Raw genomic sequence first — 16550 nt, 5'->3', positions numbered from 1 at the left:
TTATTTATAAGTAGAACACACCTTTTTAATAATATTTATTGCTATATTTATTTCTTCTTTTTTGACATTTAGAGGGGGTAATATTCTGATAACATTCTCAGCTGCTCTAATCGTTAATAATTTATTATTCATTAGTTTCTGTATAAATTTTGTTTGATCATTATGAAGTTGTAGTCCTATTAGTAAACCAACACCTCTTACTTCTTTGATTACTTTAGGAAAATCTTTTCTCAATTTATTTAATTCTGAATGAAAGTATTTTGATAATTTTTTAACATTTGAAAGAAACCCTTTTTTTAATATTTGATCTAAAACAGCATTTCCAACAGACATAGCCAGTGGGTTACCACCAAATGTTGACCCATGAGTTCCAGCTGTCATTCCTGATGCTACTTTTTTATTCATTAAGACCGCACCCAATGGAAACCCACCTCCAATACCTTTTGCAATTGGGACAATATCAGGCTTAATCTTTGAATTTTCAAATGCAAAAAAATTTCCACTTCTACCAATTCCACACTGCACCTCATCTAAAATTAATAAAATTTTTTTCTTATCACAAATTTTTCTTAATTCTTTTAAACACCAATTGGGAATAGTTTTAATTCCCCCTTCTCCCATCACGGTTTCAACCATAATTGCAGCTGTTCTTTTTGTTATTTTTTTTTTAAAATCCTTATGGTTTCCAAATTCAAAATGATCAAACCCATCCACTTTTGGTCCAAAACCTTCCGTCATCTTCTTAGATCCGCTAGCATAAATTGTAGCTAACGTTCTTCCATGAAATGAATTTTTAACACAAAGAATTCTATTCTTTGAAGGTTGTCCTATTGAATAAAAATATCTTCTAGCAACTTTAATTGCAGCCTCTGTAGCTTCTGCTCCACTATTTTGAAAAATAATAAAATCTGCAAAAGTTTCTTTTGCTAATCTTTTAGCTAACTTTTCTCCCTCTGGAATAATAAACGCATTAGATACGTGCCAAAGTTTTCTAGATTGTTTATTAACTGCTTTTACTAAATATGGGTTTGCATGCCCCAAGGAATTAACTGCTATTCCCTGAACAAAATCTAAATATTTTTTTCTATTAGTAGAATATAAAAAACTTCCCTTACCGTATTTAAAGGAAATTTTTCTTCTATTATAATTTTTTGCTAAAGCGCTCATTACCTAAGATTTAATTTTATAACCTTTTTTGTAAAGAAGAAAAGCAACATACCAAATTAAAACACTTAGTATTGATAAATATATCAATCCTATATTTATTGACCCGTCTGACTTACCTAAAAAGCCATATCTAAAACCATCAATCATATAAAAAAATGGATTAATATGACTTATTGTTTGAAAAAATTGTGGAAGTTTATCTATTGAATAAAATACTCCAGATAAAAAACTTAGGGGTGTAATAACAAAATTAGTGACTGTTGCCGTATGATCAAACTTTTCAGCCCAAAGACCAGTAATAAAACCTAAGCTTCCCAAAATAAATGCTCCTAAAAAACCAAAGACAAAAATATATAAAATATTATATATTGGTATTTCAACTATTAAAGAAAAAACACCTATTGAAATTATAGCTATTAAAAAACTTCTTGTTAAGGCTGCTAGTATTATTGCCATTGATACTTCAAGTGCTGATAATGGTGCGTAAAGCATATCAACAATATTCCCTTGAATTTTTCCAATCATCAATGAAGAGACTGAATGACTGAATGATTGGCCCAAAATACTCATTGCAACTAGTCCTGGCGCTAAAAAACTCATAAAAGAATAACCAAGCACGTCTCCTCTATTATTTCCTAATGCCAAAGATAAAACTGATAAAAATAATAAACTTGATACAAGCGGAGATAGCAATGTTTGTTGCCAAACTACCATGAACCTATTGCACTCTTTAAGCCATAGGCTCTTAAAGCCAATCCAATTTACAAAGCCAAACTTTTTAACTCCAATATGATATTTTTTATTCAATTCAACCATAAGTAATCATATATAAATTTTAAAAAAAGATGTGTATAAAACAGAAAAATTCATTGTCTTTTTTTTAATGTTGTGTGATCTGTATATAGTTATAAAAATTAATTAACATACTAAATATAGATTATGAGCTGGAACGAAGAAAAAGTAGAAAAGCTAAAAGAACTTTGGGGCAAAGGCAGCACTGCAAGCCAAATTGCTGAAATAATCGGTGGTATTAGCAGAAATGCAGTAATTGGCAAAGCTCATAGATTAAATTTGTCATCAAAAATTAAAACTAGAAATGCATCTTCAAGTCAAAATTTTGATAATAGTTTGGAAGAAAACTCTTCCAAACAAAGAAGGGACAGAAAAAGCAAGTTTCAATCCTTAATTATTGAAAAGGATTTTGAACCAGAAAATCCTAAGAAATTAGAGGAACTAGATGAGAGCTCTTGTAAATGGCCTGTCGGCCATCCTGAAGAAGAATCGTTTTATTTTTGTGGACGATCATCTCTAAAAGATTTTTCATATTGCAAGCTTCATTTGCTATACGCCTATCAGCCAAAAGGAAGAAAAGAAGAGCCTGTGACTGACAAAGATGAAGAGACACCTCAGTATATTGATAAGAAAATTAATACTGCTTAATAATTTTTAAATTTAATTAATCTTAATTTTTTATTTCTTATTCTTTCTGTTAAACCCTCTGATCAGAGATTTTATGATTAGATATATTAGGAAAGAGAAAATTGAGAATATTAAAAAATAAATAATATTAATTATCATAAATAATCATACAATTTTAGTATAGGGAATTCTATTAAGAATTAGCAGGGTTATATTTTTTTGTAGAAAATTTCCCACCTTCTCTCCACATATAGCTATATTTTTCCACTTCATTATCAAATACTCTGGTACTTGGAACTCCAATATCAGCATTGGTTTGATATTTACCTGAAGAAACATTGTCATATTTTAAAAGTGTAAGCTGATCTATTGTTAGAAGTGGTTTTGGAAATAATTGAAATACTTTAGCAGACATAGTTGCTGCGAAAAGAGGTAATGGTACTAATAATCTTTTTTTATCTATTAAATGTAATAATTTTTTCAAAATTTCTTTTAAAGATAAGACATCAGGCCCAATACACTCTATAATTTTAGAGTAAATATTTTTAGAGACAACATGATAAATAGTATCTGTTAAGTCTGAACAATGTATCGGAGTAAATTTAGTTGATCCATTGTAATAAAGTGGGAAAAATGGAAGCCTACTTAGTAAAGTCATAAAAGACGTAGTAAAATTATCATCAACTGAATAAACTACAGAAGGCCTTAATATTGTTGCTAAAGGAAAATTTTTTTGAATATTAAGTTCACCGTCTAATTTACTTTTTGCATACTCTGAATCTGGTGCATTATTTATTCCTAATGCTGACAAATGAATAAATTGTTGAACTTTATATTCTTTACATAGTTTGGCTAAAATAGACGGAAAAATAGAGTGAATATTTTTGAAAGTATTACCCTTACCACTTTCATACAAGATACCAATTAAATTAATACAAATATCAGTTTGAGAGAAAAGCTTTCTAATTTTTTTTTCGTCAAAGATATTGGCTTCAACAATGTCTATGTAACCTGCGTTAGCTTGGGTTTTTATTGCATATCCTTTTTGATGAAGGTTTCTAGTAACCACAGTTACTTTATAATTATTTTTAGTAAGCTTTCTTATTAAATGACGACCTATTTGACCACTACCGCCAAAAATTAGACAATTTTTTTCTTTCATATATATATAATTAAAAATGAATATTGATATTAAACTTCACAAGAGTGATCTACCAGAAGATTTAGATTTAGGCAATATTATAGCAGTTGATGGAGAATTTATGGGTCTCAATGTTAAGCGTGATCCTTTATGTCTTATTCAAATATCAACTGGTAATTCTGATGCTCATATTGTCCAGCTTGATAGGGAAAAATATGATGCTCCAAACTTAAATAAAGTTCTTTCTGACGCATCAATCACCAAAATATTTCATTATGGTAGAGCGGACATGGCTCACATAAAATATTACCTGAAAACAGAAACTAATAATATTTTAGATACAAAAATTGCATCAAAATTAGCTAGATCTTATTCTGATAGTCACTCCCTAAAGACATTAATTAAAGAATTTATGAACGTAGATGTAAGCAAACAATTTCAAAGTTCAGATTTTGGAGGGGAGCTATCTCCAGCACAATTAAAATATTGTGCCAACGATGTTATTTATTTGCATAAAATTCATGAAGAATTAAATAAAATTCTCATAAGAGAAAAACGAATTGATTTATATAAGAGCAGTTTAACATTTTTAAAAACTAGAGTTGATCTTGATTTGGCTTTATTTAAAGACGATATATGGTCTCATTAAATGAAAAAAAGAAATTATAAAAAAATTGCAAAAAGTGTAATTGATCTTGAAATCAAAGCTTTAAAAAAATTAAAAAATTCAATTAATGATTCCTTTAGTGAGGCAGTAGAGTCATTAGCAAACTGTCAATCTAAAGTGATATTATGTGGAGTTGGCAAAAGTGGATTGATAGCAGCAAAAATTTCAGCAACACTTTCTTCTGTTGGAACACCTTCATTTTCATTATCGGCAAACGACTGTTCTCACGGTGATCTTGGTAGTATTTCAAAAAAAGATATTTTAATTTTGATAAGTTATTCTGGTTCCACAGAAGAGCTAAAAAATATTATAAAATATGCAAATCGAAATAAAATTATTCTAATAGGAATAATGTCTAAAAAAAATTCGATATTGTATAAAGCTTCTGATATCAAGCTCCTTATTCCAGAGGTAACTGAGGCAGGTCTTGGTATCGTTCCAACTTCAAGCACGATTAATCAATTAAGCATAGGTGATGCGTTGGCAGTTGCAGTTTTGAATAAAAAAAATATTAATAAAAAAGATTTTAAGAAATTTCATCCCTCTGGAAATCTTGGCGCACAACTTAGAACTGTTGAAGAATTAATGATTACAGGAAGCAAAATTCCATTCGTAAATGAAAGCTTAAATATGAAAAAAGCTTTACAAATTATTTCAAACAAAAAACTTGGTACTTTAATTGTTCAGAATAATAAGAAAATCACCACAGGGATAATTACAGATGGCCAAATTAGAAGGTTCAATGCAGTGAGCAATAATCTCCAATATCTTTCTGTCAAAATGGTTATGACCAAAAACCCTGCCAGCATCAATCAAGATACCCTTGCTGAAAAAGCTTTATCTATAATGAATACAAAGAAAATCACCTCGTTATGCATTCACAAAGATAAGAACAAAAAAAAGACTGTTGGAATTTTACATATTCACAACATACTTCAGTCAAACATTCATTAAATGAATAAAAAGACAGGACTACAAGCAGTAATGGTTCTTGTTATTATCATCATTTCATTATGGTTTTATTTAAAATACTTCACTAAGAATCTTGAAGATGTAAAGGAAACTCGCGTTATAGAAAAAATTGATGAAAATCAAAATAGCACCTCAACCTATATTGATGATATTAATTATGTTTCTTCTGACACTAAAGGAAATAAATATCAGATCACTGCAAAACAAGCTGAAATTAAAGTTGAAAATTCTGATGTAATGTTTTTAAGAAATGTTGTGGCTTTTATTTATATAAAAGATTCAGAAATGGTTAAAATTACTTCTAATTTTGGCAAATATAATTCAAAAAATTATGATACTATTTTTTCTGAAAATGTAATAGTTATTTACCCAGGTCATAAAATAACTGGAGAATACTTAGATTTTTCTTTTTTAAGCAATCTTGGGACATTTACTGAAAATGTTGTTTATATTGGAGAAAAAACAAATTTATTTGCTGATAAAATTGAAATGAATCTTACCACAAAAGACACTAAAATTTTTATGAGTGATACTGGAAAAAAAGTATTAATTGAAGGAACTAGATAATATGGGTGTAATTAAAAAATTTAGAATTAAATCTTTTAAAAACCCTCAGCCTCTAATCTCTCTAGAAAATATATCATTATCATTTGGTAAGAGAAAAATTTTAGATAATATAAGCTTTAAGATTAATCATGGACAAATTTTAGGAATGTTAGGACCAAATGGAGTTGGAAAATCGACAATTTTTAATTTAATCACAGGATTAATTAAACCTGACTACGGTAAAATTAAATTTGAAGGGATAGATGTTGTTGATTACCCAATTTATTTGAGAACAACGAAATTTAAAATTGGATATGTTCCTCAATACGGTGGTTATTTTAGTGATCTTACTTTATTGGAAAATTTAAAAGCAATAGCAGAAATTGTGATTAGTGATAAAAATTTAATTTATCATAAAATTGATCTGCTTATAGCTAAATTTGAATTAGACGCTATCAGAGATATAAAAGCAAAGTTTCTATCTGGTGGACAGAAAAAGAAGCTAGTAATTGCTCTAGCTTTATTAAGCGACCCAAAAGTACTCTTACTTGATGAGTGTTTCGCAGCGCTAGATGTTCTAACTATTAAAATGCTACAAGAAATTATTGTTAATTTACAAACAGAAAATAACATAACTATTTGTATTTGTGATCACCAAGCACGCGATCTACTTTCTTGTGTGGATGTTGCAGTAATTTTATCTAACTGTAAGATTGTAGCGCAAGGATCTCCTAATGAATTGATTAATAACACTGAAGCTAAAAATGCTTATTTTGGTGACTCTTTTAAATTCAATTAAAGTATGTCGAAAACACTAATAATTAAAAATAAAATAAAAAAATTTAATAAAAAGATACAAGTTAGTGGAGACAAGAGTTTAAGCATAAGATGGGTTCTTTTAGCATCTCAAGCAATTGGAAAATCAAAAGGTTACAACCTTTTAATGTCAGAAGATGTATTAGCTGCAATTGATAGCATCAAAAAATTTGGCATAAAAGTGAGGATGCAAAAAAATTACTGTGAAGTAGTCGGTAATGGAATTAATGGCTTTAAATATAAAAAAAACTTAACAATAGATGCTAAAAATTCTGGAACACTTGGTAGATTGATTCTAGGTCTTTTAATTAAATCTCCTAAAAAAATAAAAATAATTGGCGACAAAAGTTTGTCTAAAAGAGATTTTTCAAGAGTAACCATACCTTTGGAGAAATTTGGGGTAAAATTTTCTTATAAGATAAAGAATAAACTACCTTTAACAATTCTTGGTACACAATCAGCAGAAGGAATTGAGTATTTAGAGAGCAAAGGTTCGGCTCAATGCAAAAGTAGCATAATGTTTGCAGCACTAAATGCATCAGGAACAACTTCTATTAAGGCAAAAAAATCAAGGAATCACACAGAATTACTTTTTAAATATTTAAAAATTCCAATCAAAGTAAGAAAGACTAAAAAATTTGATTTTATAGATATTAAAAAACCAAAAAAAATTAATGCCTTCAATTATCAAATACCAGGAGACATAAGCTCAAGTGCTTTTTTTATGGTACTAACAACGCTTGCTGATAATTCAAAACTTTTAATTAAGAAAGTGAATATCAATCCTTCTAGAGTAGGAGTTATTACAATCTTAAAAAAAATGGGAGCCCAAATAACACTTAAAAACCAAAAAAATTATAAAGGAGAAAAAATTTCCGATATTCTAATAAAAAGTTCAAAAAAACTTAAAGCTATTAATTGTCCAGTAGAATTAAATAGTAGTGCCATAGATGAATTTTTAGTTATTTTTTTAATTGCAGCAAAAGCAAAAGGTATTTCTTATTTTAAAGACCTTTCAGAACTAAATCAAAAAGAAAGCCCGAGGTTAATTTGGGGCTCTAAAATTTTAAATATGATGGGCATAAAAACAGATTTAACAAAAGATTCTATTAAGATTTATGGGCAACCAAATCTAGACATAAAAAAAACAATAACTGTTAAAAACTATCTAAAGGATCATAGAGTTTTTATGATGAGTACAATTGCCGCTTTAACTCTTGGTGGAAAATGGAAAATTTATGATAAAGATTCCATAAATACTTCCTTTCCGTCTTTTTTAAAAATAGTTGAAAATATAAACCATCCATCTTAATGAAATTAAAAAAAAAAATTAAAATTGCAATAGATTCTCCTGCTGCTGCTGGTGCTGGTACTCAAGCAAAATTAATTTCCAAACATTTTAACTTATTTTATTTGGATACAGGAAAAATTTATAGATTAATTGCAAATATTAAACTTACTCAACCAAATAAGTATAGTCATGGCTTGATAAAAAAAAAGATGCTTAAATTAACCATGAAAGATTTACAAAATAAAAAATTATTATCAGATGAAGTTGGAACAATAGCGTCAATTATATCAAAAGATAAAAAAATAAGAAAACTTGTTCATGCATTTCAAATTAAAAGTGCTTATCACCCTCCCAAAAAGTATAACGGATCTTGTTTAGATGGAAGAGACATAACTTATAAGATAATTCCTGATGCTGATTTTAAATTTTTTATAATGGCAAATACTAAGACTAGAGCTTTAAGAAGATATAAAGAGTTTAAAGGACTTAATAAGAAAATATCTTTTAATGAAGTCCTAAAAAGTATCAAAAACCGCGACAAAAGTGACTATAATAGAAAAGTTTCACCCCTTATGAGAACTCGAGATTCGATCTTGATTAATACTACAAATTTAACTAAAAGATCATGCTTTTTAAAAATTAAACAAATTATAGATAGGAAACTAAAAGCTTAATGGAAATTTATAAAGACCTTTCAAACCCCGCCTCTAAAGAGTTCGAGCAACTACTAAATTCACAATTTACTAAAACAGCAAATCTTGAAGAAGGAAAAATCATTACTGGTGTAGTAAATAAAGTTACTGATAACTTTGTATTTCTTGAAGTACCTGGTTTGAAATCAGAGCCTATCTTAGATATCAATGAATTAAAAAGTATGGGCATGCTTGATAAGGCAAAAGTAGGTGAAAAAATTTCTGTTCTTCTTGAAAGATTAGAGGATAAAAAAGGTGAAGTGTTAGTATCAGCTTCAAAAGCTCAAAAAATTCAAGGTTGGGATAAGCTTGTTGAAGCTTATGAAAAAAATGAGCCTATCATGGGTAAAATTACCGGACGTGTTAAGGGTGGATGTATAGTTGAACACATCGATACTGGTTCTTTAATGTTTTTACCTGGATCTCAAATTTCAGACAAGCCATTAAAAGACATAAGTCATTTAATGAATGAGCCTCAAAAATTTGCGCTAATAAAATTAGATAAAGTTAGAGGAAACGCATGTGTTTCTAGAAGAGAAATAATTTCTTCATTTAAAAAAGAAGATAAAATTAAAATTGTTGAAAAATTCAAAGTTGGAGATTTAATTAAAGATGCTGAAGTAAAAGGCTACAGTTCATTTGGTTGTTTCTTTAGTGTTAACGGTGAACTTGATGTTTTAGTTCACTTACAAGAGATTTCTTATTCAAGAGTTAATCACCCTGATGAAGTTTTCACAATCGGTGAGAAACATGACCTTAAAGTAATCAGTGTTGATCTTGAAAAACTTCAAGTTGGTTGTTCAGTAAAACAACTTACACCAGACCCTTTTGAAAACATTTCAAATTACGAACTAAATAAAATCTATAAAGTAAAAGTAGTTAAGCTTATGGACTTTGGAGCTTTTTGTGAGCTTGAAAAAGGATTGTCAACTTTATTGCACTCAAGTGAATTAAGTTGGACTAAAAAAAATATTTCTGCAAAAAAAATGTTTAAGGTTGGAGATGAAGTTAATTGTGTAATCACTGAAATTGATAAAGAAAAAAGAAGAGTAGCAATATCACACCGTTTAACAACTGATAACCCTTTTGAAACGTTTGAAAAAACTTACCCAATTGGATCTGAAGTTGAAGGTGAAGTTGCAAGTAAAAATGAGTATTCTATTTTCTTAAAAGTTGATGGCTTAGATATTGATGCTTTCTTGCATTGTAATGATTTAACTTACCTAAATAATGGTGAGGAAGAATTAGCTAAATACAAAATTGGTGATAAATTAAAAGTTAAAGTTTTAGAAGTAAAAGCTGCAGAGCAAAAAGTTAGAGTTGGCTTACGTCAAACTCAACCAGACCCATTTGATTGGTTTAATGATAAGAAAGTTAAACAAGCTATTACTGTTAAAATTATTTCAACAGATAATAAAGGCCTTATTGTAAGACCAGAAGGTTGTGAAATGGATTTCATTATTAAAAAATCTGCAATAGCTATTAATGCTGCTGACGCAAGACCTGCTAGATTTACAGGTGGAGAAAGAATTGACTGTGCCATTCAAGAGTTAGATTTAGACAAGAGAAAAGCAACACTAAGTATTAAACTTTTAGAAGAAATTGATCGTAAAGTTGCACTAGATACTTATGGTTCTGAAGCAAGTGGTAAAAACTTACCTTTCTCATCATTATCTGATGATTTAGAGAAAAAGAAAAAAGAAGACGAATAAAAATTGGCTATTGTAAAATCAAAGCTTCTAAAACAACTTGCTAATAACTACCCAAATTTTTTAAAAAAAGACCTAGAAAAGTTTACTGACATTATTCTTACTGAAATAAAGCAGGCCCTTAAACGTGGAGATCGTGTTGAATTAAGAGGTTTTGGAATGTTTTCAACCAATATTCAAAAAGCAAGAATATCAAGAAATCCAAAAACAGGTGAAAAAGTAAATACACCTGAAAAAAAAACAATTCACTTTAAAATGTCTAAGGAAATGTTTAAAAAATTAAACAATGACGAATAAATATATCTTTGTTGCTTGTGACACATCAAGCCTAAAAGAAATAAAAAAAATAATTAATGACACAAAAACTAATAAGCTTCAAATAATTCCAAAATTTGGCTTACAGTTTTTTTATTCAAAAAATGGGAGAACCTTTCTTCAAAATTTTAAAAGAGATTATTTCTTAGATTTAAAAATAAACGATATTCCACAAACTGCTTTATCTGCAATGGACAGTTTAAAAGATTTAAAAAAATGTAGATATATTACAGTTCATGTAAATGGTGGCCTTACAATGCTTAAGGCTATTACAAAAAAAGCTAAAACAATTAACAAAAATTTAAAAGTATTAGGAGTTACAATCTTAACAAGCCTTAACAACAAATCTCTTAAAGAAATTGGTCATACCAAAACTGTAGGGCAATTAGTATTGAAACAAGCTGGTCTTATAAAAAAATCAGGCGCAGCTGGAATCGTGTGTTCTGCACAAGAGGCAAAAATAGTTAGGAAAAAATATAAAAACTTATTTATTGTTACACCAGGAATAAGATTACCTGGAGATGATGCAAATGATCAGTCTAGAGTAATGACTCCCAATGATGCTTTTAAAAATAAAGTTTCTGGTATTGTAATGGGAAGATCATTGGTAAAAGGTAATATCAAAAATAACATTAAAAGATTAATTAATCATTTAAATCAATGATCCTATCCTGCAAGATTTGTGGGATCTCTGACTCTAAAACTTTAGAATTTTTAACTTCCCATCCTACCCCACCTAAGATGATAGGGTTTATTTGTAATTGGCCTAAATCAATAAGATTTGTTGAACATGCTAAGCTTAAAAAGCTATTAAAAGTTGATAAAAAAAAATCAGAATATGTTGCTGTATTGGTTAAACCTACTGAAAACATTTTAGAAAAAATAAAGGATTTACCATTCGACTACTATCAACTTTATGATTGCACACCTGCTGAAGTTAAATCAATTAAGGAAAAATATAATAAAAAAATTATTGTTGCAATAACTGTGAAGGATCAAAATGATACAGTTAGGTATTTAGAGTATAATGAGCTTGCAGACATAATACTATTCGATAGCAAAGGTTATGAAAAAAGCATGTCCTTTGATCATCAATTAATTAAAAATATTAAAATTAATAAAGAATTGATGCTAGCTGGAAATATTCAAATTGAAGATAACCTTGAAAATTATAAAGAAATAGCAGACATTATAGATATTTCTGGAGGTCTAGAAACATCTGGATTAAAAGATATTTCAAAAATAAATATTTTTTTAAACAAAATTAAACTAATTAATAATGAAGCTTAAAAAAAAAATTCCTTTAATTGATCAGCACAATAAGAGTGGATTTTGGGGTGGTAAATTTGGTGGTAATTTTATTCCTGAAACTTTAAAAAAGCCTATTGAGGATTTAACTGAACTTTTTGAAAAACTTAGACACAATAAGAAATTTCTTAAAGAAAGAGATTATTATTTTAAGAACTATATAGGTTCTCCCACTTCATTTATTAAACTTCAAAACCTATCAGACCACCTCGGTGGAGCCCAAATATATGCCAAAATGGTGTCAGAGGCGAACGGAGGAGCTCATAAAATCTATAATGCAACAGTTCATTGCCTTATTGCTAAAAAAGCAGGCAAAAAATATGTCGTTGGTGATACGGGTGCAGGCTATGCTGGAAAGATGCTGAGTATGGCTGCTAAAAAGTTTGGCCTTAAATGTAAGATATTCATGGGTGCAAAAGATATAAAAAGGCAAAAACCTAATGTAGATGCGATGAAAAAGAATGGTGCACAAATTGTACCTGTTTATTCAGGAAGCCAAACATTAGTAGATGCTGTTAGTGAGTGCATGCGCTATTGGGTTTCAAATTGTGATAATACTCATATGTGTGTTGGATCAACAGTTGGTCCTAATATATTTGTTAAAATTTGTGGCTGGAGTACAGCTCAAATTTCAAGAGAGTTAAAAATTCAAATACAATCTGAGTTTAAAAAAATGCCTAAAAAAATTAAACTCTTGAATTGTATAGGAGGTGGTTCTTCGGCATACGGATTCTGGAGTGAGTTTATTGATTATGATAAAAAACAAATTGAATTAATCGGTGTTGAAGCTGGAGGACCAAAAAATTCAAAACTACATGCGGCACCTCTAACTAATGATGCTAAACTTGGAATATTACATGGAGCTGCAGCTTATGTTTGTCAAAATAATGAAGGACAAATTAATGATACCGCTTCTATTTCTGCTGGATTAGATTATCCTGGGGTATCACCTATTCACTGTTTCTTAAAAGATACTAAAAGAGCAAGATATACATCTGCAACTGATGAAGGTGCTTTAAATGCATACAAACTAGTTACAAAACTTGAAAAAATAAACCCAAGTTTAGAGCCTAGCCATGCTTTTGCAGAAGCTATAAAAATTGCACCGAAACTAAACAAAGATACTATCATTATAGTAAACTCTTGTGGTGATGCTAAAAAAGATCGTGATATTTTAAAAGAAAGATTAGGAAAAATTAACTAAAATGTCATTAATTAACTTAGCCTTTAAAAAAGTAAAAACTGAAAAAAGACCTGCATTACTAACTTACACAGTAGCTGGAGATAATACTAAAAAGAAATCTCTTGAGATATTAAAATCAATTGCAAAATATGCTGATATTTGTGAGATAGGATTTCCTCATAACACTCCAATTGCAGATGGTGGTCAGATTCAATCCAGTGCTTATAGAGCTTTAAAAAATGGTATTAAAATTAAAGATGTTTTTTCAATAGTTAAAGATTTTAAAAAATCAAAACAATCAAAACCTGTAATATTGATGGGTTATTATAATATGATTTATCAATATGGTGATAATAACTTTATAAATATTTGCAAAAAAGTAGGTGTAGATGGATTAATTGTTGTCGATCTTCCTTATCCAGAAAATAAAGAATTTGCAAAAAAATGTAAGAAAAAAGGTATTAGTTTTATTCAGTTAGTATCTCCTACTACGTCTCCGAGCAGAATGAAAAAGATTATAAAAGACTCTCATGATATGGTTTATTATATCAGTATGCTCTCAACAACTGGCGGCAAGCTAAAGGTTTCACCTAAAAAAATATTAGAGCGTTACAGTAAGATTAAAAACCTTAACAAGAATAAGAACATTGTAATAGGCTTTGGGATCACTGAAAAAACTATAGCATCTTTAAGAAAAGCTGATGGATTAGTGGTTGGTAGTGCTTTGTGTAAAGAAATATCAAATTCTATTAAAAAGCGCCAAAATCCTGTCACAAATGTAACTAATATTGTGTTAAAGTTAAGAAAAAAAATAGCATGAATTGGATTAAAAAAACTTTAAGATTTGGTGAGAAGATAAAAACCATCATTAAGGCACGTGCAACCAAAACTGAAATAGCTAATAGTGATTGGACATCATGTTGTAAGGGGCCTATCTTAAAAAAAGATTTAGAAGAAAACTTATGGGTTTGCCCATCTTGTAACAAACACCACAGAATAAGCCCACGTCAAAGATTTGATATTATATTTGGCAAAAACAATTATGAAGTTTTAAAAACACCCATTCCTCAAGATGATCCTTTAAATTGGAATGATGCAAAACCTTATAAAGATAGATTAAAAGCTGCTAGAAAAAAAACTGGTATGGATTGTGGAATGATGGTTGTTAATACTAATATTCTAAATTTAAAAATTACAGCTATTGCATCTGATTTTGATTTTGTAGGTGGCTCAATTGGTGCTGCTGAAGGTGAAGCTTTTTTATACGGAATTCAACATGCGATAGAAAACGAACAACCTTTTGTGGTGTTTACTTCTGGTGGTGGAATGAGGATGATGGAAAGTCTTATATCATTAAGCCAAATGACAAGAACGACACTAGCAATTAACGAACTAAAGAAAAATAATTTACCCTACATTGTTGTGCTAACTGATCCAACCGCTGGTGGAATTACAGCCTCATATGCAATGTTAGGTGATCTACACTTAGCAGAACCAGGGGCTCTTATAGCTTTTGCAGGAGCTAGAGTAATTCAAGGAACAGTAAGAGAAGAGTTACCAGAAGGCTTTCAAAGAAGTGAGTACGTTCAGAAATCAGGATTTATCGATATGATTGTCGAGAGAAAAGACTTAAGAGAAAAGATTGGTTCATTATTATCAATATTGTTAAAGAAAAATTCTGCTATAAATTCATCAGAAAATGAAACTTCAGAAGATAGTAGAACGCTTACAAAAGCTGCATCCTAAAGAGATCGATCTAAGCCTAGATCGAACTAGAAGTCTTTTAGAAAAATTAGGCAATCCTCAAGACCAAATTAATTGTATTTCCATTGTTGGAACAAACGGAAAGTTTTCTACAATCCAAGCACTTTATGCAATTTTAAAAGAAGCAAATTATAAATGTAATATTTATACTAGCCCTCACATTCAAAAAATTAACGAAAGATTTGTCTTTAACAACAAACCATTAACAGATGATGAATTGGCCAATCTTTTTTCTGAAATAGAAGAGGCTAATAATCAAACACAAATTACTTTCTTTGAAATTTTAACTGTTGCTTACCTTCATTATGCAAAGAAATACCCTGGAAACATTAACTTAATTGAGTCAGGTCTATTTCATAGATTTGATGCTACCAATATTTTAAGGAAAAACTTAGCTAGCATTGTAACAGCTATTGGTCTTGATCACTTAGATTGGCTTACAAAAGAAGAGCAAACAGTTGACAAAATAATATTTGAGAAAACATCCACTTTATTAAACTCTAAAATCATTGTTGCAAAACAAAGCTCAAATGAAATTAGTAAAAGTATTGAAAATACAATTAAAGATAATTCTTCTAAAAAAATAATTTTTAATAAAAATTATAATTTTACATTAAAAGAAAATGATTTTTTTTATTTTGAAGATGAATTTGGTGCTCTTAAACTTCCAAAACCTAATCTACCAGGAGAATTTCAATTGGAAAATGTCTCTACTGCAATTGCAACTGCTAGACAATTAACAGATTATAAAATAACTGACGAACATATTAAAGTTGGTATTACTAAAATAGAAAGTATCGCACGGCTTCAAGAGTTAAAATCTGGAAAATTAAAAAATTTAACTAGTAATAATTTATTATTTATAGATGGGTCTCATAACCCACTTGGGGCAAAAGTATTAAATAAATATCTTCAAAGTTTAAATTGTAACAAGCATATTATTTTAGGAATGATGGCTAATAAAGACCACAATGAATATATGAGTTACTTTAAAGATATTAAATCATTAACAACAATTGACATTCCCAATCAACCCAATGCTATTAGGGGAAGTGAACTTAAAGAGAAAATTAAAAATTTTGAAAATATTAATTACAAAAATTCTGTTGAACAAGCAATTAGCTCAATTGATCTTCAAGAAAATGATATTATTTTAATTACAGGGTCTTTGTATCTTGCGGGAGAAGTTTTAAACTTAAACTAGATATTCTTATCTAGAAATTCTTTCATTTGGCTCTCGGCAACTCCACCAACTTTTCTGTCTACTTCAACACCTTTTTTGTAAACAATAACAGTTGGTACACCTCTTACACCAGCAGCTGAACCAGTGTTAATTCCACCATTTTCAATGTCAGCATAATAAAAGCTAGCTTTATCTTTGTAACTATCTGAAAATTTATCCATGATGGGTTTAAGACTCTTGCATGGAGCACACCATTCTGCAGAAAATTGAACTACAGAGATATCTTCATTCTTAATTTTTGTTTCAAATTCTTCGTCTTTAAAATCTATAAGCATGCTTCTTATATAAATTTTTATTTTATTTATTCAATATGTAAA

General features: G+C 29.2%; 19 protein-coding genes. 15 read left to right on the top strand and 4 right to left on the bottom strand.

Annotation, left to right across the window (positions count from 1 at the left end; translation table 11 throughout):
- Both ABXT48_RS00515 and ABXT48_RS00510 read right to left on the bottom strand, forming a co-directional pair.
- Nucleotides 1–1167, bottom strand: a complete 1167-nt coding sequence (locus ABXT48_RS00515) for an aspartate aminotransferase family protein (protein WP_415286565.1) — start codon at nucleotides 1165–1167, stop codon at nucleotides 1–3.
- A gap of 3 nt (nucleotides 1168–1170) precedes the next feature.
- Nucleotides 1171–1983 carry an ABC transporter permease gene (locus ABXT48_RS00510; RefSeq protein WP_415286564.1) on the bottom strand — a complete coding sequence of 271 codons (813 nt, stop codon included), beginning with the start codon at nucleotides 1981–1983 and terminating at the stop codon, nucleotides 1171–1173.
- Nucleotides 1984–2106: 123 nt separating this feature from the next.
- On the opposite strand from ABXT48_RS00510, the gene ABXT48_RS00505 reads away from it, so the two are divergent.
- Complete coding sequence (locus ABXT48_RS00505; protein WP_415286563.1) at nucleotides 2107–2607, top strand: GcrA family cell cycle regulator; 501 nt, start codon at nucleotides 2107–2109, stop codon at nucleotides 2605–2607.
- Nucleotides 2608–2779: 172 nt separating this feature from the next.
- On the opposite strand, the gene ABXT48_RS00500 is transcribed toward ABXT48_RS00505, so the two are convergent.
- Complete coding sequence (locus ABXT48_RS00500; RefSeq protein ID WP_415286562.1) at nucleotides 2780–3748, bottom strand: complex I NDUFA9 subunit family protein; 969 nt, start codon at nucleotides 3746–3748, stop codon at nucleotides 2780–2782.
- 16 nt (nucleotides 3749–3764) lie between these two features.
- On the opposite strand from ABXT48_RS00500, the gene ABXT48_RS00495 reads away from it, so the two are divergent.
- The 14 genes from ABXT48_RS00495 to ABXT48_RS00430 are packed head-to-tail and all read left to right on the top strand — an operon-like array spanning nucleotide 3765 to nucleotide 16194.
- Nucleotides 3765–4376 carry a ribonuclease D gene (locus tag ABXT48_RS00495; RefSeq protein ID WP_415286561.1) on the top strand — a complete coding sequence of 204 codons (612 nt, stop codon included), beginning with the start codon at nucleotides 3765–3767 and terminating at the stop codon, nucleotides 4374–4376.
- A complete protein-coding gene (locus ABXT48_RS00490) occupies nucleotides 4377–5348 on the top strand; it encodes a KpsF/GutQ family sugar-phosphate isomerase (RefSeq protein WP_415286560.1) in 972 nt (323 codons plus the stop codon).
- A complete protein-coding gene (lptC, locus tag ABXT48_RS00485; RefSeq protein WP_415302988.1) occupies nucleotides 5349–5933 on the top strand; it encodes an LPS export ABC transporter periplasmic protein LptC in 585 nt (194 codons plus the stop codon). It begins immediately after the preceding gene.
- Nucleotide 5934: 1 nt separating this feature from the next.
- Entirely contained in the window at nucleotides 5935–6711 is a 777-nt protein-coding gene (locus ABXT48_RS00480; protein ID WP_415302986.1) for an ATP-binding cassette domain-containing protein, read from the top strand.
- Between the two features lie 3 nt (nucleotides 6712–6714).
- On the top strand, nucleotides 6715–8040 hold the full coding sequence (aroA, locus tag ABXT48_RS00475) for a 3-phosphoshikimate 1-carboxyvinyltransferase (protein WP_415286557.1): 1326 nt from the start codon (nucleotides 6715–6717) through the stop codon (nucleotides 8038–8040).
- Nucleotides 8040–8693 carry a (d)CMP kinase gene (locus ABXT48_RS00470; protein ID WP_415286556.1) on the top strand — a complete coding sequence of 218 codons (654 nt, stop codon included), beginning with the start codon at nucleotides 8040–8042 and terminating at the stop codon, nucleotides 8691–8693. Before aroA ends, ABXT48_RS00470 begins: the two co-directional genes overlap by 1 nt.
- Complete coding sequence (locus tag ABXT48_RS00465; protein ID WP_415286555.1) at nucleotides 8693–10423, top strand: S1 RNA-binding domain-containing protein; 1731 nt, start codon at nucleotides 8693–8695, stop codon at nucleotides 10421–10423. Before ABXT48_RS00470 ends, ABXT48_RS00465 begins: the two co-directional genes overlap by 1 nt.
- Nucleotides 10424–10426: 3 nt before the next feature.
- Entirely contained in the window at nucleotides 10427–10717 is a 291-nt protein-coding gene (locus ABXT48_RS00460) for an HU family DNA-binding protein (RefSeq protein ID WP_006997412.1), read from the top strand.
- Entirely contained in the window at nucleotides 10707–11399 is a 693-nt protein-coding gene (gene pyrF / locus ABXT48_RS00455; RefSeq protein WP_415286554.1) for an orotidine-5'-phosphate decarboxylase, read from the top strand. The genes ABXT48_RS00460 and pyrF overlap by 11 nt, the downstream gene beginning before the upstream one ends.
- Nucleotides 11396–12025, top strand: a complete 630-nt coding sequence (locus tag ABXT48_RS00450) for a phosphoribosylanthranilate isomerase (protein WP_415286553.1) — start codon at nucleotides 11396–11398, stop codon at nucleotides 12023–12025. Before pyrF ends, ABXT48_RS00450 begins: the two co-directional genes overlap by 4 nt.
- A complete protein-coding gene (gene trpB / locus ABXT48_RS00445; protein WP_415286552.1) occupies nucleotides 12015–13247 on the top strand; it encodes a tryptophan synthase subunit beta in 1233 nt (410 codons plus the stop codon). Before ABXT48_RS00450 ends, trpB begins: the two co-directional genes overlap by 11 nt.
- 1 nt (nucleotide 13248) lies before the next feature.
- Nucleotides 13249–14046 (top strand): tryptophan synthase subunit alpha, encoded by a 798-nt coding sequence (gene trpA, locus ABXT48_RS00440; protein ID WP_415286551.1) that lies wholly within the window; start codon nucleotides 13249–13251, stop codon nucleotides 14044–14046.
- Nucleotides 14043–14972, top strand: coding sequence for an acetyl-CoA carboxylase carboxyltransferase subunit beta (locus tag ABXT48_RS00435; RefSeq protein WP_415286550.1), 930 nt, complete (start codon nucleotides 14043–14045; stop codon nucleotides 14970–14972). Before trpA ends, ABXT48_RS00435 begins: the two co-directional genes overlap by 4 nt.
- The gene (locus ABXT48_RS00430) at nucleotides 14926–16194 is read left to right on the top strand and encodes a bifunctional folylpolyglutamate synthase/dihydrofolate synthase (protein WP_415286549.1); all 1269 of its coding nucleotides are present in this window, start codon (nucleotides 14926–14928) and stop codon (nucleotides 16192–16194) included. Before ABXT48_RS00435 ends, ABXT48_RS00430 begins: the two co-directional genes overlap by 47 nt.
- On the opposite strand, the gene ABXT48_RS00425 is transcribed toward ABXT48_RS00430, so the two are convergent.
- Nucleotides 16191–16508: a thioredoxin family protein gene (locus tag ABXT48_RS00425; protein ID WP_271482804.1), complete on the bottom strand. Its 318-nt coding sequence runs from the start codon at nucleotides 16506–16508 to the stop codon at nucleotides 16191–16193. The two genes, ABXT48_RS00430 and ABXT48_RS00425, sit on opposite strands and share 4 nt — an antisense overlap.
- Nucleotides 16509–16550: the final 42 nt, after the last annotated feature.

Source organism: Candidatus Pelagibacter sp. Uisw_101 (assembly GCF_047727615.1).
Lineage (GTDB): Bacteria > Pseudomonadota > Alphaproteobacteria > Pelagibacterales > Pelagibacteraceae > Pelagibacter.
Note: the sequence above shows the minus strand (reverse complement) of the source record. Positions and strands in the feature narration are given on the sequence as shown.

Coding starts and splice junctions, on each gene's coding strand:
- ABXT48_RS00450 (WP_415286553.1), top strand. CDS start 11,396: ATGATCCTATCCTGCAAGATTTGTGGGATCTCTGACTCTAAAACTTTA.
- ABXT48_RS00470 (WP_415286556.1), top strand. CDS start 8,040: ATGAAATTAAAAAAAAAAATTAAAATTGCAATAGATTCTCCTGCTGCT.
- aroA (WP_415286557.1), top strand. CDS start 6,715: ATGTCGAAAACACTAATAATTAAAAATAAAATAAAAAAATTTAATAAA.
- pyrF (WP_415286554.1), top strand. CDS start 10,707: ATGACGAATAAATATATCTTTGTTGCTTGTGACACATCAAGCCTAAAA.
- ABXT48_RS00495 (WP_415286561.1), top strand. CDS start 3,765: ATGAATATTGATATTAAACTTCACAAGAGTGATCTACCAGAAGATTTA.
- ABXT48_RS00490 (WP_415286560.1), top strand. CDS start 4,377: ATGAAAAAAAGAAATTATAAAAAAATTGCAAAAAGTGTAATTGATCTT.
- ABXT48_RS00515 (WP_415286565.1), bottom strand. CDS start 1,167: ATGAGCGCTTTAGCAAAAAATTATAATAGAAGAAAAATTTCCTTTAAA.
- trpB (WP_415286552.1), top strand. CDS start 12,015: ATGAAGCTTAAAAAAAAAATTCCTTTAATTGATCAGCACAATAAGAGT.
- trpA (WP_415286551.1), top strand. CDS start 13,249: ATGTCATTAATTAACTTAGCCTTTAAAAAAGTAAAAACTGAAAAAAGA.
- ABXT48_RS00425 (WP_271482804.1), bottom strand. CDS start 16,508: ATGCTTATAGATTTTAAAGACGAAGAATTTGAAACAAAAATTAAGAAT.
- lptC (WP_415302988.1), top strand. CDS start 5,349: ATGAATAAAAAGACAGGACTACAAGCAGTAATGGTTCTTGTTATTATC.
- ABXT48_RS00505 (WP_415286563.1), top strand. CDS start 2,107: ATGAGCTGGAACGAAGAAAAAGTAGAAAAGCTAAAAGAACTTTGGGGC.
- ABXT48_RS00430 (WP_415286549.1), top strand. CDS start 14,926: ATGAAACTTCAGAAGATAGTAGAACGCTTACAAAAGCTGCATCCTAAA.
- ABXT48_RS00465 (WP_415286555.1), top strand. CDS start 8,693: ATGGAAATTTATAAAGACCTTTCAAACCCCGCCTCTAAAGAGTTCGAG.
- ABXT48_RS00480 (WP_415302986.1), top strand. CDS start 5,935: ATGGGTGTAATTAAAAAATTTAGAATTAAATCTTTTAAAAACCCTCAG.
- ABXT48_RS00510 (WP_415286564.1), bottom strand. CDS start 1,983: ATGGTTGAATTGAATAAAAAATATCATATTGGAGTTAAAAAGTTTGGC.
- ABXT48_RS00435 (WP_415286550.1), top strand. CDS start 14,043: ATGAATTGGATTAAAAAAACTTTAAGATTTGGTGAGAAGATAAAAACC.
- ABXT48_RS00500 (WP_415286562.1), bottom strand. CDS start 3,748: ATGAAAGAAAAAAATTGTCTAATTTTTGGCGGTAGTGGTCAAATAGGT.